Source organism: Priestia sp. MDV22-iso46, from assembly GCF_058629175.1.
The window spans coordinates 325,693-340,830 of the sequence record NZ_JBZVWT010000001.1 but is presented as its reverse complement, the minus strand read 5'-3'; the positions used below and the strand labels follow the sequence as shown (position 1 = coordinate 340,830).

Sequence of the window (15,138 nt, the reverse complement as noted above, 5' to 3'; positions counted from 1 at the left end):
AACCTTTTAAACTATCAGAATAATAGAAGTAACTACCATATCATAGCGTACATTTTTTTTTATTTCAACTCTATTCTTTTCGGAAGATACAAGTATCTATAAAAAAACAAGAGCATAAAATCAGCTCTTGTTTTTTCATTATATAGCTACTAATGTTAAATGAGGATCATTATAATACACAACTTCTGAAAGAACTTTACAGCCATTTGTTTTAGCAAAAGCTTCTCTCGCCTGTTTTTCAGTTTCAAATTCAAACATTTTCATTTCTTTTCCAGCATATACCGTCAGTACCCACATGAAAAGATTCGCCTCCGATTATTGTAGTGATCGCTATATCCACATTATGCCGAAACCATTTCCTTTTGAAAACCCATTCTACAAAACTTGTCACAAGAAACTTTTAAAAATTTAAAAACATTTTAACTTCTGTAAATGAACACAATGTACAAAAGGTTTAAGCAGTATTGTACCTCTTTAAAAAAGGTGCTTTTTTAACCCACTGTTGCTTCACCAGTAAAAAAATATATAGTATTTATTAAAAAAAGAAGCCGGACAGCCGGCTTCATTTTTAGGAAAGGACAGACATCACGATCCCGTCCTGTTCTTTATTTTGCATAAAAATACATTAATTAAATATTCCTTTCTTAAAGCAGAACCATGTTCGACTGCACATAGTAATAAAGAAGCTTATACGTATGATTCAATGAATCTTGATGCGTTCTCTCAAACGCATGAGAAGAATCAATTCCTGGACCAATTAAGCCGTGTACGATATCGTGTCCGGCACGAATAGCAGCAGAAGCATCTGATCCGTAAAACGGATAAATATCTAATTTGTACTGAATATCATGCTGCTTAGCTAGCTCCACCAAATGCCTTCTCAAACCGTAATGATATGGGCCGCTTGAATCTTTTACACAAATAGACACGGTGTATTCATCAGTAGATTGTCCATCTCCCATAGCACCCATATCAACCGCTAAGTATTCTACTGTTTGAGGCGTAATGTTGGAATTTCCTCCGTATCCAATTTCTTCATTATTTGAAATGAGAAAGTGCGTAGTGTATGGCAGTTCGATCTGTTCTTCTTGAATTGTTTTCATGAGCTGAAGCAATAAAGCTACGCTTGCTTTATCATCGAGATGACGAGATTTAATAAAACCGCTTTTTGTTATTTCTACACGAGGATCAAACGAAACAAAGTCGCCGACTTCAATTCCAAGGCTGCGAATATCTTCTGCGCTATGTACTTTTTCATCCAGTCGAATTTCTATATTTTCTTGATTCCGCTCAGCTTTCCCTGCATCTTTATACACATGAACAGATGTTTGATGCATAAGGATGGTTCCTGTAAATACTTCTCCTGATGAAGTTTCAATTTCACAATATTCTCCTTCAATAGAATTGTAGCGAAACCCTCCAATCAGGTCGATTTTCAGACGTCCACTCGGTTTGATTTCTTTTACCATAGCACCTAATGTATCGACATGAGCCGTCAGCATGCGGTGGTGATCTGTATCTTTACCGGGAATAGTAGCGACTAAGCCTCCTTTTCGATTGCGATACGTTTGAATATTTAGCTCTTTTACATAGTCTTCGACAAATGAAATTACCTTTTCTGTATTTCCAGAAGGACTGGGAATCGAAACAAGCTTTTTAATTAACTGAACAGTTTCCGTCATTATGACACTTCCTTTGTCTCTCATTTCTTTTATTTTACCATATGTTTCAAAAAAGATAACAGGCAGCTCCAAACAAAAAAGCCGGGCAGCTGCCCGGCTTTTTTGTTTTAAGCTATGTTTGATTTCTTTAATTCATTTGTGTAATTTAATGATTTTTGCTTATCAAACTCGCCTTCAGACTTGGACATTACAATAGCAGCTAAAGCATTTCCTACTACGTTAACTGTGGTACGCATCATATCAAGAATGCGGTCAATTCCTGCAATAAATGCCATGCCTTCAAGAGGGAAGCCCATAGATTCAAGTGTAGCAAGTACAACTACAAACGATGCCCCTGGTACACCAGCCATTCCTTTTGAGGTTAACATTAGCACAAGAAGGAGCTGAATTTGATCCATAATGGAAAGGTCGATGCCGTACATTTGAGCAATAAACAGCGATGCCAGCGCCTGATAAATGGTTGAACCATCTAAGTTAAACGTGTAGCCCGTTGGAATAACAAACGATGTAACCGATTTAGAACAACCGAAGTCTTCCATCTTTTTGATAAGAGATGGTAAAACGGCTTCTGAACTTGCCGTTGTAAAAGCAAGAAGCAGCTCGTCTTTTAACACTTTTATCAGCGTAAACATGCTTGTTCCAGCCATTTTAGCAATAATCCCAAGAACCACAAGCACAAAGAAAATCATGGTGAAGTAAACGGCGAACACTAATTTTCCTAATGGAATAAGTGATCCGACACCAAACTTTATAATATTAACACCAATAAGTGCAAATACACCTACTGGAGCAAATTTCATCACCAAATTAGTTACCCAAAACATTGCATCCAAGACGCCTTCAAAAAAGGCTAAAACAGGTTTTCCTCTCTCTCCAATCGAAGCTACGCCTACACCAAACAGTACGGAAAATAAAATGATTGGTAAAAGATCGCCTTCTGCTACCGATTGAAAGACGTTTGTCGGAACAATATGAAGAAGCTCTTGAGCAATCCCTGTACTTTCAGACGTTTTTGCCGTTGCCTCATATTGAGAAATATCGCTTTTTTCAATATGTCCCATATCAACCCCTGCACCAGGGTGGAATAAGTTCGCGGCAATAATCCCCACTACAATAGCAATGGTTGTAACAACTTCAAAATAAAGAATTGTTTTTCCGCCAAGCTTACCTAATTTTTTGATATCGCCTACTCCTGCGACCGCTACGATTAATGCTGAAATCACGATCGGTACGACAATCATCTTAATTAAATGAATAAATATGTCTCCAACCGGCTGTAAAATAGAAATAGCTGTATCGCTTCCATAAAAAATAGCACCTACAGCTACGCCTAAAATCAGTCCAATTAGAATCTGAGTTGCTAGACCTAACCTTTTCACTTTCTTGCTCCTTTCGCACAGTTGACTTTCATCCATCGAGCATATGCGGTTCCGCGAACCGTGTATAAATATACATCCTTAAAGCACCTTGTGTAAACAGTTCTTTACTAAAAGGATGTAAGGCCGCACATGCGAATTTTTAAAAGCCACGGTTCTGTTTTATCATATCAAATAATTGTTGTATATTGAGATTTTTTTGCTAAGTATTTTTCTATTTTTGCTATTTCAGCGAATAAATTAAAAAAATAAAATTTTATATTGAAATATGCATTTTAGGTTAGTATAATACGATACATGTTTATTTTTATTATTCGAATATAAAATTCTGAAAATTTTAATTATTCAACACGATAATAAAAAGCATTTATAATTTTGGAGGTTTTAATGTGTCAAACAAAGTTCCTTTTTCATTTATAGTGGTTATTGGCTTTATGCTTTTTGCCCTATTCTTCGGCGCAGGTAATTTAATCTTCCCTGCAATGTTAGGTCAGTCTGCTGGAAGCAATATTTGGTCAGCAAACGCTGGATTTTTAGTAACGGGTGTAGGTCTACCTCTTCTAGGTGTTCTCGCATTTGGTTTTTCCGGAAAAGAGGATCTGCAGTCTTTAGCTAGTCGCGTACATCCAGCTTTCGGTATTATCTTTACTACAATTTTATACTTGGCAATCGGACCACTTTTTGCGATGCCGAGAACGGGAAGCGTTTCGTTCGAAATCGGCGTTAAGCCTTTTTTATCAGAAAATTCAGGGCACCTTCCCCTTATCATTTTCACGGTAATTTTCTTTACTATTACCTGCTTTTTTTCGCTAAACCCTGCGAAAATTGTCGATTTAGTAGGAAAAGTTTTAACACCTATTAAATTAACGTTTATTGGAATATTGGTAGTTGTAGCCGTCGTGAACCCAATTGGAAAATTTGAAGCACCAAGCGAAGCTTATACAACACACGCATTTTTTAAAGGCTTCCAAGAAGGCTACTTAACAATGGATACACTAGCATCATTCGTTTTTGGAATTATTATTATTAATGCAATTAAAGAAAAAGGAGCAAAAACTAACCGACAAATTATCACAATTTGTGCAAAAGCTACGGCTATCGCTGCCGTTATTTTAGCTCTTATTTATAGTGCATTGTCCTATATGGGTGCTTCAAGCGTATCAGAGCTTGGACGTCTTGATAACGGAGGTACGGTTTTGGCTGAAGTATCAAATTACTACTTTGGCTCTTACGGTGGAATTCTTTTAGGTCTAATGATTACCGTTGCTTGTTTAACGACAAGTGTAGGTCTTGTAACATCTTGTTCATCTTTCTTCCATAAGCTATTTCCAAGGGTTTCTTATAAATTAATTGCTGTTATTTTATCAGCATTCAGCGCCGTTGTAGCGAACTTTGGTTTAACGGAATTAATCGCTATTTCGGTTCCGGTCTTAACAGCTATTTATCCGTTAGCTATTGTGTTAATTGCTTTAACATTCTTACATCCTTTATTTAAAGGCCGTTCTGAAGTTTACCAAGTAAGCCTTCTGTTCACGTTTATCGTTAGTTTATTTGATGGCTTAAATGCTGCTGGATTCAAAATTGCGGCAGTAAACGATCTGTTTACATCGATTCTACCTATGTATGGAGTGGGTCTCGGCTGGGTAGTTCCTGCTATTGTAGGAGGATTAATCGGTCTTGGCATTACCTTCCTTCGTACAAATGATAATACGAACAGAAACACTTCAAGAAAATTGATTAAATAAAAAGAGGATGCGAGTGCATCCTCTTTTTATTATGGCGTCTTATGAATAAGGAGTTTTTTCTCCATTAACTTCACTTCTTCTCTTAACACATGTTTTTCGTATAGATATTTATCCGTACGTTGAAAATGATATTTATCAGCTTTTTCTTTTTCAGATGTGGTCAAAAGCACTCGATGATTAGAAGCATCTGACACACCAAACGTTTCATTTTGATAAGTAGCATACGGAGCTACAAAAAACACTTCTTCAACAGCATCACGAGGAACTTCTTTTGTAAAAGTCGTGTCATTGTATGGAATGAATCCATTTGCTACATCGCCTTCATCATAGCTAATTAGCTTTACACACCCGTTTTCCGTTTCATAACATTCATAATCTCGTTCATTATATGCTGCATACAAACCTTTTCGAATCACAAAAAACCAGTCCTTTACATTGGGTTAGCAACCGCTGGTACAAATCGTTTCTCTTCTGCCACATAGGTAGCTAAAAGTACTTCTTCCCCATTTACCACTTGGTATAGTTCCGCTCCGTTTGCTGGTGGATAATAGTTATCAAATTTGAACTCTGGAACGGTTTCCCCGTTTCGAGATCCTGTAAACCCATTAAGCGTACATGGAGGTCCGTCTGTTGTTTTTCCTCCGAACACAGTTCCGTAGGGAATATCAACGTGGCTTATCGCTTGCGATTTAAATTTGATTACACCGTACGTCGATCCTTCTTCAGGAAACGGCCTTTTGCCTGAACCATCGGTGTAATCTAAACGTAAGCTTTCAACAAAATCTTTGTACGAAGTAATATCATGAACATCTTCAGCTTTAGCTACATATCCTCCCACTGCTGTATAAGATCCATCTACATACTTTTCAATATCTTTAGCAGGGATCGTTTTTTGCAGCAGCGTATCTTTTGTAAGGGGAGAAACAGAGTCACGTATAGCCTTCATTACTTCTATTTCATGAGAAGTTAATGTTTTAACATCCTTTAATTTTAGTTCATTAAACTCCTTTTTTGTAAGATTAACGCGCTTCAGCACTTCATTAATTTTTTGATCAAAATCTTCTAAGCTTTCTAAATCTGAAGCCGTATAATGAGCATCAACTGCTCTTACATCTTTATGTACTTTTTTAACTTCATTTAATTCATACTGTTCTACTTCATCAGCCGTTTTAAACGTTTCAACGCTTGAAATGGTTTCGCCATTCGTATCAGCTACAACGTAACCGTCTTCAGCTTTGATTACATATCCGACTTCTCCGTTACCTAACGCAATTAAGTCTGACTGTTGAAAAGCGGCTTTCTCTTTTTCTTTTTGAAATTCCTTATCTGTCATTCCGTTAGTAACGAGAGCTTTAAGTTCTGACGTGTCTTTACTGTCTTTTTGATTTGCTTCTACTTTCTCAGCTGTAACTGATGAAGTTTCTGTATTAGATGGAGAATGAGTGACCGTCCCGATGACAAAAATAAGACCAAACACAATCCCTATGCCATACAAAAATTTGCTTGTTTTATGAGCTCTAAATAAAATTCCTAACACAATGCAAACAATACCTGCAATCAAGCTATCTACTAATAATAGATGTCCCAATCAAACCCCTCCTCTTTAATTCTTGTTTATGTTAAAAAAATCCATAAAAGAAGTCAATACAATTAATGTAAATAAAGTTTTAAATAGGAATATATTCATAATTATTACTAATTAATCCCTTTTAGTAGGTCTCAAAAATAAAACACACCACCTAAAAATAGATGGTGTGTGAAGTATAGTAAGTAATTAAGAAATTTGTTTAAGTTCTGATGAGAGTTTTAAAAACTCTTCTTTATTTTTCATCAATAGCGTGCGGTCGATTTCTTCTTTTAGCTGTGCTTTACGAAATTCTGCAATCGCCTTGTCTAAAATCATCTCAGCGAATAATGCATCAAGCACCTTTCCGTTGGATTTTTGCGGTGAATTAAGTAAATTCTTTTTCATAAGAAATCAACTCCTTGGCTTTTTTATAATATAACACAAATATTCTGACTTTTCAATCATTTAAACCAAGTATTTTACATCTATTTTTTTCCACATAAAAAGGCCGCCCTTTTGTTATAAAGCGCGGCCTTTTATTACGAATCTGCGGCTTTTTCTTTTACTTCCGCATAGTAGTTTTCATATTCAATAAATTCAGGAGCTTGATGAGCTGCCATGATACCGTGGTAGCTGATATCTAAGCCCACTTCTTCTTCTTCTTCCGTAGATCGAAGCGGAACCACCAAGGAAATAACCTTTAACCCTATCCACGTCGTAACAAATCCCCAAGCGCATAGAGCGATTAACCCAAGAAGTTGAACGCCAAGTAACGTCCAGCCTCCTCCTGTAAACACACCGCCGTCTGTAGAAAACAAGCCCACAGCCAACGTGCCCCATATTCCCGAAGCAGCGTGTACAGGAAAAGCTCCTACAGGATCGTCGATTTGACGTGCTTCGAGCCAGTTTGTAGCTGCCATCATTAATAAGCCAGATACAGCTCCAATAAAAATAGCAGATGGTGTGTTAACAAAAGCGCACCCGGCCGTAATGCCAACCAGTCCAGCAAGCGATCCATTTATTACAGAAGGTGCATCTGAACGGTTGTAGCGAAATAAAGTATAAAATAAAGTAGCTGCTCCGCCTGCTGCTGCTGATAACATTGTGACAATAGCAATGTGACCAATTCTAACGTCAGTGGCACTTAGCGTACTTCCTGCATTAAACCCGAACCATCCAAACCATAATAAAAAAGCACCCACTGATGCAAGCGGCAAATTGCTTGGAAGAGAAACAGAACTAATTCCATTTTTCGTGAACTTCCCTTTTCTCGGTCCAATCATTATTGCAGCTGCTAAAGCTGAAAAACCGCCAAGAGCATGGATAACTGCCGAACCGGCAAAATCAAGCATCCCTAACTTACTAATCCATCCGCCTCCCCAAATCCAGTGGCCAGCTATAGGATAAATAAATGTAGTCATCAAAATCGCATATAAAAGATATGCGCGGAAATTAATTCGTTCTGCCACCGCTCCAGAAACGATAGAAATGACCGCAATAACAAACGCACATTGAAACAGCCAAAACGTTTCAAGCCCAATTGGAATGTCAAGGTGCGATAAATTACCTGAGAGCGCAAAACCGCTTTTACCGACAACTCCACCTAAATCATCACCGTACATTAATCCAAAACCAATTAAATAGAAACAAAGCGTTCCTATTGTAATATCAGCGAATACTTTCATAATAATATTCACGCTATTTTTATAGCGGACAAAACCTGCCTCTAGCAAGGCAAAGCCGCCTTCCATTAACAAAATCATCGCCGCTGTTAACACGACCCACGTTGTATTTATCCCTAAACTTAGTTCATTAACACTCATATCCCAACGCCTCCACTGCTTTTTAATCGTTTTATTTCTTGTACAATAGCAGGCGAAAGCGTAATTTCACTTGTTTCTTCATTTTCCGCTTTTATTAATTCAAGAACTTCATGAAGTTCTCGCATTTGTGCTTTAAGGTGATCAATTTTTTTAAAGCGTTCCTTTACGTATACCATATACTCGACCGCTTGATGCTGACTTAAAGGACGCCCGGTAAAAAATTTACGAAACGGTGATAGTGATTGATACCAAGCTTCTTCAGCACGTTTCTTCTCTTCGTATTTACTAATTTTCGTTTTTATATCTTCTATTTCTTGTGCTTTAGCTTCTTTTAACTTCATTATAAATTCAATTAATTTTAATTGAGGCAATGTAATGACCACATTATGATAAAGTTCATCCACTATAACCATGTTATATCTCCTTACATAAGATGTTATATTATGATTATATGTAGAACACTATAGTAAGTCAATGTAATTTTTTGAAAACTCTTTAAATAGTAAATGCGCCCTATCTTTTTAATACTTATAGAATATTAAGTTCCTATGTGTTGAAATATGACGTTATTTGTTTTATCGTAGGAAGAGGAATCATGTTAGTTCCCTATTTTAATTTTATTTACCTAGGCAATTTATTCGCTTTATTTTTTATAAACTTTTATTAAACAAAGGGTTACGAGGTTCTTCACTTATTTTTTCAACAAAATGAGTTGATTTTATCTCGTATTAAAATTAAAATAGAATTATGTGCAAGATTTCACAACTTCACAATGTAGTTTGAAAGTCTAGCAGATAACTAGGAACTACATATGCAACAGTATCCAGCAAAGGAGGACTTTTCATGTCTCAATCAACTATTCAAAAATCAGCTGCAGAGGAAAATGCTGCTGTACAAACAGAAGCGGCAGTTAACAAAGGTCAAGCGGATGTGTTAGATCAATTGTTAAAGCCTGAAGTACAAGAAGCTCTTACTGTTCTTGTAGATAATTTACCAAAATTATCTGAAATGGTAACGGTGCTTACAAAAACTTACGACGTTGCGCAATCATTATTAACTGACGACGTATTAAAAGAAGATCTACTTGGTGGAGTAAAAGAATTTATCGAGCCAGTAGAAGGAACAGTAAAAGGTCTTGCAGCTACTGCAATCGAAGCAAACGATCGTGCAGAAGCAAATGCTTCTAATTCAATCGGTTTATTCGGTTTATTACGCATGCTTAAAGATCCACAAGCTCAAAAACTATTCCGCTTTGCACAAGCGTATTTAGACATTACAAACGAAAAACAAAAATAATTTTCATTAAAAAGTGTGGACGGAGGATCGACTATGTCAAAACATATTTTAATTTTAGGCGGCGGTTACGGTGGTTTATTAACTGCAATGACAGCTCGCCAACACCTAAGTGCGGATGAAGCAAAAATTACAGTAGTGAACCGTTTTGCTACTCACCAAATCATTACAGAATTACACCGTCTAGCTGTAGGCGGCGTTTCTGAACAAGCGGTAGCTTTACCACTTGATAAATTACTTAAAAACTACAACGTTGATTTAAAAATTGCAACGGTAAAAGAAATCTCACCAGATCAACGTGAAGTATCTCTTGAAGATGGTACGAAATTAAGCTACGACTACCTTGTTACAGCGTTAGGTAGTGAAACTGCTTACTTCGGTATCCCTGGTTTAGAAGAGCACAGCTTCGTTCTTAAATCAGTAAATGATGCAAACCGTTTACGTGCACACGTAGAAGCTTGTATCGCTGAATACAGCAAAACAAAAAATAAAGCTGACGGTACAATCGTAGTTGGCGGTGGCGGATTAACAGGTATCGAACTTGTTGGTGAATACGCTGACTTAATGCCAAGCCTATGTCTAAAACACGGTGTTGATCCAAAAGAAATTTCTCTATACTGTGTAGAAGCAGCTCCTACAGTTCTTCCAGGCTTCCCTGCTGAATTAGTAGAGCGCGCTCAATCAAGCTTAACAAAACGTGGCGTTACATTTGTTACTGGTACACCTGTAACAAAAATGGATGCTACAACTGTTGAACTTAAAGACGGCAGCAAAATTGAAACAAAAACAATGGTATGGACTGGCGGAGTTCAAGGTAACTCTGTAGTTGCTAACTCAGGTATCGAAGTAAACCGTGGTCGTGCACTTGTAAATGAATTCTTACAATCTACATCTCATAAAGATGTATTCCTTGCTGGTGACTCAGCGGTTGTAATGGGTCCAGAAGGTCGCCCTTACCCACCTACTGCTCAATTAGCTTGGCAAATGGGTGAAGTTGTAGGCGTGAACTTAGCAGTAGCTATTCGCGGCGGAGCAATGGAATCATTCGTTCCTGTCTTCTCTGGTACACTAGGAAGTCTTGGACGCAAAGATGCAATTGGTACAATCGGCGGAAACAAAACGCAATTAAAAGGTTTACCAGCATCACTTATGAAAGAAGCAAGTAACGTTCGTTACTTATCTCATATCAAAGGATTATTTGCATTAGCTTATTAATCCTCCGTCTTAAAACGAAAGAGGAATTCTCCTCTTTCGTTTTTTTATTTACATAAGCCAAGAAATAAGAAGCGGCAGCGTAATCAACGATAAAATAGCACTAATGACAAAAGCAGATGCGGTTTCGTTTTCCAAACTTTCAAACCGCAAAGCAATCATCGCAGCTACAGCAGACCCAGGAAAAGCTACCAGTAAAATAGCTTTTGTCACTTCATCTGAAGACAGCCCTATCCATACTGCAATTCCGAGCATAACGATGGGTTGAACCGCCACTTTTAAGACAGCGATCCCAAGCGCGCCTTTACTGAAGTTAATTTTTCCAATTCCAATCGTTACTCCTACCGCAAACAAAGCCGCTCCCGATGTGATACTTCCGATTTGATCAAGCATATCCTGTAAAAGTTTAGGTGACTGAAAGCCGCAAAGCGTTAAAATCACCCCAATTAACGGTACACATGCCAAAGGCTCAGATAAACCATGCAAAATGGAATGAACCGTTACTTTAAATAAACTTGTTTTCTCTTCCCCTTCTTTTCGCCCCCGTTGTCCCACGGTTCCTAAAATCGTTGCCAGCGGATCTAAAATCGCATTCACCACGATTCCTGTTATGGCAATTGGAATCGCTACTGCGCCTGCACCGAACAATCCTCCGAGTACTGGGATGCCCATAAAAGCAAACGTTGGCTGAGCTGAGTTTAGGGCAAACATAGAAGAGGCAGTTAACGTATGCTTCCCTGCATACTTCACGACGAGCAATATAATGAGATAAAACCCGACGATTCCTAAAATCAGCGCTACTAAAAACGGCCATTCGTCTATGAGTGTTTTTCTTGGCGTTGTCGTTACACCTACAAATAGGTGTGCAGGAAGCGCAAACTTCGTTACTAATGTGTTGAGCCCCTTAGACGTTTGCTTATCAAATTTTTTAAAGTGCCCTGCTAAATAACCAAGCAAAATGACAAAAAAGATAGGCGCGAGAATGAGAAAAATTTGACCTATGCTCATTTATCATTCACCTCATTCATTTTTTGCCTTAACCGGTTTATAAACAGGCTGCCATACCGCTGCTTCTACAAGTTCATTTACATTTTGCTCGGCAACAGTTGCTACGTTATCTTTTACAGCAGCATCGGCAACTGCTACAGCAACCGCCTTTGATACTTTTTGAAGATCTTTAATGTTGGGAAGAAGCGTATCTCCTTTTGTGTCTGTTTCTGCTATACGCGCTACTGCATTGGCTGCTTCTGCAAACATAGATTCAGTAAACTTTTGAGCGCGAACCACAATTGCACCTAAACCAAGACCCGGAAACACAAATGCATTATTAGCCTGTCCGATTTCATAAGTGTGCCCGTTATATTCAACGGGTTCAAATGGACTTCCCGTTGCAATAAGGGCTTTTCCTTCCGTCCATTTTATAATATTTTCCGGAACAGCTTCAGCAAGTTTAGTTGGGTTTGAAAGCGGCATAATCACCGGGCGCTCTACATGCTTTGCCATTTCTTTAATAACTTCTTCGGTAAAAGCATCCGTAACGCCTGACGTTCCAATTAAAATCGTTGGCTTCACTTGCTTGACAAGCTCCAACAGTGAAATTTTATTTTCATCGTCTTTTTCCCATTCTTTAATCTCTTCATTTTGGCGAACATACGGCTGTTGAAAAGGAGCTAAATCTTCCATATCTTCGGTTAACAGACCTCTGTAATCATATGCCCAAAAACGATCATATGCTTCTTCTTCAGACAGCCCTTCAAGCATCATCGCACTATGAATACGATCAGCATTCCCAATCCCAGCAGATCCCGGTCCAAATACAACAACCCTCTGATCTTTTAAAGGCGTTCCTGTAATACGCACCGCTGTTAAAACAGCTGCAAGAGTAATTACTCCCGTTCCTTGAATATCATCATTAAACGTTAAAATTTTATCGCCGTATTCTTTCATAATGTGACGCGCGTTAATATTCCCAAGATCCTCCCAATGAAGAAGCGCTTTAGGAAACTTGGTCGTTATTTCTTTTACAAATTGAGCAATAAAACGATTATAGTCTTCTCCTTTTACTCGTTCATGACGATTTCCTAAATACAAAGGATCTTCAAGAAGCTTTTTGTTATTGGTCCCCATGTCGAGAACAACAGGCAGTACGCGGCTTGGGTCAATTCCTGCTGCAGCTGTGTAGACCGCTAACTTTCCAACTGCAATATTTATCCCTCCTACACCCCAATCCCCGATGCCGAGAATACTTTCTGAATCCGTTACAACAAGCAAATCAATATCTTCGCTGTCGAGTCCTAAGTTTTCAATCGCATCACTTAATCGATCCGCTTCATTTACAGATAAATATAGTCCGTCAGGACGGTGGTATTCATGGCTGTATTCTTGAATGGATTGACCTACAGTAGGCGTGTAAATAATAGGAAGCATTTCACTTAAATGATCGGTTAATAAACGATAAAATAAGACGACGTTTCGGTTATGTAGATCATTCAACGAATTATTTTTTTGAAGATCATTCGGTGCTTTCTTGAACTGCTCATATGCTCTCTTCACCTGTTCTTCTAATGTTAAAACCATTGGAGGAAGAAGTCCCTGCAGATGAAGGTTTTCTCTTTCTTCTTCAGTAAAAGCAGAACCTTTATTTAAATAAGAAGTGGATAAAACTGATTTTCCTTTTAGTGAAGTTGAAATTGACCCATCTTTTTCTACTTTATATGCTCTCATGTTTTTTTACCTCTTTTCCTAAACAATTAGATAGGGTTAGGTTCAGCAAAGAGATATATTTTTAACCATTTATTTTTAATGAAAACAAAAAAAGAGATTGAGCCATAACTGCATCGATCCAATCTAAAGACGAACAAACGGGATAAATGAAACCTGCGTTCAACCTAACAATAAAAAAATCCGAACGATTCATCGTTCGGATCTTCCTTACACGAAAATACGTTTTTCCCCGCCTCGTTTTTTATACCACGCTGTAGTCTTCCTCCTCACTTTCTGAGTAATTAGGTGGCTGTATATGCGAAGGCACAAGACATTCATAGCTTTCCCCTTCTAGCCTATCCTCCAGCTCTTGTTTCGCTTGACTAATCAGCTCTTGATTTTCTATCATTTCAATTGCCGTAGCCGCGATGGCTTTTCCAGCCAATAACATTGCATCATGGGCATACTCCGTTTTCCCTTGAGCAACAGCTTGCCATGTATGAAACGGAGTAGCATAAGCCCACGTTGCGGTCACGCACTGTGCAGTTGGAACATTCCAGCTAACGTCTGCGACATCAGTTGATCCTGTCATGAAGGAAACATTTTTAGACATAGGAGCAATTTGGTTGAAGACTGGATGATCCGCTAAAGCTCTGTCTAGCAGTGAACCCACTTGTTTTTTTGCTGCTTCTTTATCTTCAGCGGATGTAGACTCGTAAATAGCTTTGGCAAAAGCTATTTCTTCTTGTTTCACTTCAGCCAAATTTATCTGCATCATTTGCTTATGCATCAGCTGCTCCATTGTTTGATTTGGAATTAGGTTAGCGCAGGCTCCTTGAATTTGCTGTTCCATTTGTGTTTCAGTCATTAAAGCCGCTCCCTTTGCAATTTTCACAACCCGTTCATAAAGTTCTTTTACTTGAGATGGCTTCGGAGCACGAATTAAGTACATCACTTCCGCTTCTGCTTGAACAACATTAGGAGAGATGCCTCCGCTATTTGTAATGGCATAGTGTACGCGCGCTTCATCTATCATATGTTCACGCATATAATTCACACCAATATTCATCAACTCTACAGCGTCTAAAGCGCTTCTGCCAAGATGAGGACTAGCAGCTGCATGACTGCTTCTTCCTTTAAATTTAAAAGTTGCTTGCATAACCGCATTCGATGACGTATGCATAACACCATTAACGGTAGCCGGATGCCATGAAAACGCGACGTCTACATCTTGAAAAAATCCTTCTCGTACCATATACGTCTTTCCGTAACCACTTTCTTCGGCTGGACATCCATAGTATCGAACGGTCCCCGGAACATTTTTTTCTTTTAAATATTCTTTGACAGCAAGTGCAGCTGCTAGTGAGCCTACACCAAGTAGGTTATGTCCACACCCATGGCCATTTCCGTTTTTTTTGACTGGATCTGCTACTGCACATTTATCTCTTTGACTCAGTCCGGTAAGCGCATCGTACTCACCCAGAATAGCGATGATCGGATAACCGTGCCCGTAGCTTCCAATAAAACCTGTTTCAAGGTTGGCAATATGTGTACGAAGCGTAAACTCTTCTTTTTCTAACATGTCGCAAATCAGCTGTGCCGACTTATACTCTTCAAACCTCGTTTCTGCATATTCCCATATTTGATCACTGATTTGAGTTAGCTCGTTTCGCTTTTGTTCAATAAGTTGTTCGACTTCTTTAATAATATCCATGAAACCCTCTCCTTTTTTCTTCA

15 protein-coding genes are annotated in these 15,138 nt (G+C 38.3%); 3 read left to right on the top strand and 12 right to left on the bottom strand.

The genetic code is table 11. The annotated features are described in order from the left end of the window. Positions 1-138 precede the first annotated feature (138 nt). The 3 genes from AC4NPH_RS01770 to AC4NPH_RS01760 form a co-directional block, all read right to left on the bottom strand. Positions 139-297, bottom strand: a complete 159-nt coding sequence (locus AC4NPH_RS01770) for a hypothetical protein (protein WP_013057318.1) — start codon at positions 295-297, stop codon at positions 139-141. Between the two features lie 347 nt (positions 298-644). Further along, positions 645-1,682: a M42 family metallopeptidase gene (locus tag AC4NPH_RS01765; RefSeq protein ID WP_029322135.1), complete on the bottom strand. Its 1,038-nt coding sequence runs from the start codon at positions 1,680-1,682 to the stop codon at positions 645-647. A gap of 107 nt (positions 1,683-1,789) precedes the next feature. Continuing rightward, entirely contained in the window at positions 1,790-3,061 is a 1,272-nt protein-coding gene (locus tag AC4NPH_RS01760) for a cation:dicarboxylate symporter family transporter (RefSeq protein ID WP_029322137.1), read from the bottom strand. Positions 3,062-3,447: 386 nt separating this feature from the next. Here AC4NPH_RS01760 and brnQ point away from each other — a divergent pair, with 386 nt between their 5' ends. Continuing rightward, positions 3,448-4,803 (top strand): branched-chain amino acid transport system II carrier protein, encoded by a 1,356-nt coding sequence (gene brnQ / locus AC4NPH_RS01755; protein ID WP_013057321.1) that lies wholly within the window; start codon positions 3,448-3,450, stop codon positions 4,801-4,803. Between the two features lie 29 nt (positions 4,804-4,832). On the opposite strand, the gene AC4NPH_RS01750 is transcribed toward brnQ, so the two are convergent. The 5 genes from AC4NPH_RS01750 to AC4NPH_RS01730 all read right to left on the bottom strand — a co-directional run bounded on the left by AC4NPH_RS01750 (position 4,833) and on the right by AC4NPH_RS01730 (position 8,606). Beyond that, positions 4,833-5,219: a UCP033725 family protein gene (locus AC4NPH_RS01750; protein WP_491938543.1), complete on the bottom strand. Its 387-nt coding sequence runs from the start codon at positions 5,217-5,219 to the stop codon at positions 4,833-4,835. A 14-nt stretch (positions 5,220-5,233) separates the two neighbouring features. After that, the gene (locus AC4NPH_RS01745; RefSeq protein ID WP_053487320.1) at positions 5,234-6,391 is read right to left on the bottom strand and encodes a hypothetical protein; all 1,158 of its coding nucleotides are present in this window, start codon (positions 6,389-6,391) and stop codon (positions 5,234-5,236) included. Positions 6,392-6,577: 186 nt separating this feature from the next. Further along, positions 6,578-6,775, bottom strand: a complete 198-nt coding sequence (locus AC4NPH_RS01740; protein ID WP_013057324.1) for an IDEAL domain-containing protein — start codon at positions 6,773-6,775, stop codon at positions 6,578-6,580. Between the two features lie 134 nt (positions 6,776-6,909). Continuing rightward, positions 6,910-8,193, bottom strand: coding sequence for an ammonium transporter (locus tag AC4NPH_RS01735; RefSeq protein WP_025751686.1), 1,284 nt, complete (start codon positions 8,191-8,193; stop codon positions 6,910-6,912). Continuing rightward, on the bottom strand, positions 8,190-8,606 hold the full coding sequence (locus AC4NPH_RS01730) for a hypothetical protein (RefSeq protein WP_013057326.1): 417 nt from the start codon (positions 8,604-8,606) through the stop codon (positions 8,190-8,192). Before AC4NPH_RS01730 ends, AC4NPH_RS01735 begins: the two co-directional genes overlap by 4 nt. Before the next feature lie 430 nt (positions 8,607-9,036). Between AC4NPH_RS01730 and AC4NPH_RS01725 the strand changes: the two genes are divergently transcribed. Both AC4NPH_RS01725 and AC4NPH_RS01720 read left to right on the top strand, forming a co-directional pair. Next, positions 9,037-9,489 (top strand): DUF1641 domain-containing protein, encoded by a 453-nt coding sequence (locus tag AC4NPH_RS01725; protein ID WP_013057327.1) that lies wholly within the window; start codon positions 9,037-9,039, stop codon positions 9,487-9,489. 33 nt (positions 9,490-9,522) lie between these two features. Then, positions 9,523-10,701: an NAD(P)/FAD-dependent oxidoreductase gene (locus AC4NPH_RS01720; RefSeq protein ID WP_013057328.1), complete on the top strand. Its 1,179-nt coding sequence runs from the start codon at positions 9,523-9,525 to the stop codon at positions 10,699-10,701. Positions 10,702-10,749: 48 nt separating this feature from the next. On the opposite strand, the gene AC4NPH_RS01715 is transcribed toward AC4NPH_RS01720, so the two are convergent. The 4 genes from AC4NPH_RS01715 to AC4NPH_RS01700 form a co-directional block, all read right to left on the bottom strand. Continuing rightward, entirely contained in the window at positions 10,750-11,706 is a 957-nt protein-coding gene (locus tag AC4NPH_RS01715) for an AEC family transporter (protein WP_013057329.1), read from the bottom strand. Between the two features lie 12 nt (positions 11,707-11,718). Beyond that, complete coding sequence (locus tag AC4NPH_RS01710) at positions 11,719-13,422, bottom strand: NAD-dependent malic enzyme (RefSeq protein WP_013057330.1); 1,704 nt, start codon at positions 13,420-13,422, stop codon at positions 11,719-11,721. Positions 13,423-13,483: 61 nt separating this feature from the next. Beyond that, positions 13,484-13,615: a hypothetical protein gene (locus AC4NPH_RS01705; RefSeq protein WP_255286077.1), complete on the bottom strand. Its 132-nt coding sequence runs from the start codon at positions 13,613-13,615 to the stop codon at positions 13,484-13,486. 48 nt (positions 13,616-13,663) lie between these two features. After that, the gene (locus tag AC4NPH_RS01700) at positions 13,664-15,115 is read right to left on the bottom strand and encodes a M20 family metallopeptidase (RefSeq protein WP_098314979.1); all 1,452 of its coding nucleotides are present in this window, start codon (positions 15,113-15,115) and stop codon (positions 13,664-13,666) included. Positions 15,116-15,138: the final 23 nt, after the last annotated feature.

Coding starts and splice junctions, on each gene's coding strand:
- AC4NPH_RS01770 (WP_013057318.1), bottom strand. CDS start 297: ATGTGGGTACTGACGGTATATGCTGGAAAAGAAATGAAAATGTTTGAA.
- AC4NPH_RS01720 (WP_013057328.1), top strand. CDS start 9,523: ATGTCAAAACATATTTTAATTTTAGGCGGCGGTTACGGTGGTTTATTA.
- AC4NPH_RS01725 (WP_013057327.1), top strand. CDS start 9,037: ATGTCTCAATCAACTATTCAAAAATCAGCTGCAGAGGAAAATGCTGCT.
- AC4NPH_RS01740 (WP_013057324.1), bottom strand. CDS start 6,775: ATGAAAAAGAATTTACTTAATTCACCGCAAAAATCCAACGGAAAGGTG.
- AC4NPH_RS01730 (WP_013057326.1), bottom strand. CDS start 8,606: ATGGTTATAGTGGATGAACTTTATCATAATGTGGTCATTACATTGCCT.
- AC4NPH_RS01700 (WP_098314979.1), bottom strand. CDS start 15,115: ATGGATATTATTAAAGAAGTCGAACAACTTATTGAACAAAAGCGAAAC.
- AC4NPH_RS01765 (WP_029322135.1), bottom strand. CDS start 1,682: ATGACGGAAACTGTTCAGTTAATTAAAAAGCTTGTTTCGATTCCCAGT.
- AC4NPH_RS01710 (WP_013057330.1), bottom strand. CDS start 13,422: ATGAGAGCATATAAAGTAGAAAAAGATGGGTCAATTTCAACTTCACTA.
- AC4NPH_RS01715 (WP_013057329.1), bottom strand. CDS start 11,706: ATGAGCATAGGTCAAATTTTTCTCATTCTCGCGCCTATCTTTTTTGTC.
- AC4NPH_RS01705 (WP_255286077.1), bottom strand. CDS start 13,615: ATGAATCGTTCGGATTTTTTTATTGTTAGGTTGAACGCAGGTTTCATT.
- AC4NPH_RS01735 (WP_025751686.1), bottom strand. CDS start 8,193: ATGAGTGTTAATGAACTAAGTTTAGGGATAAATACAACGTGGGTCGTG.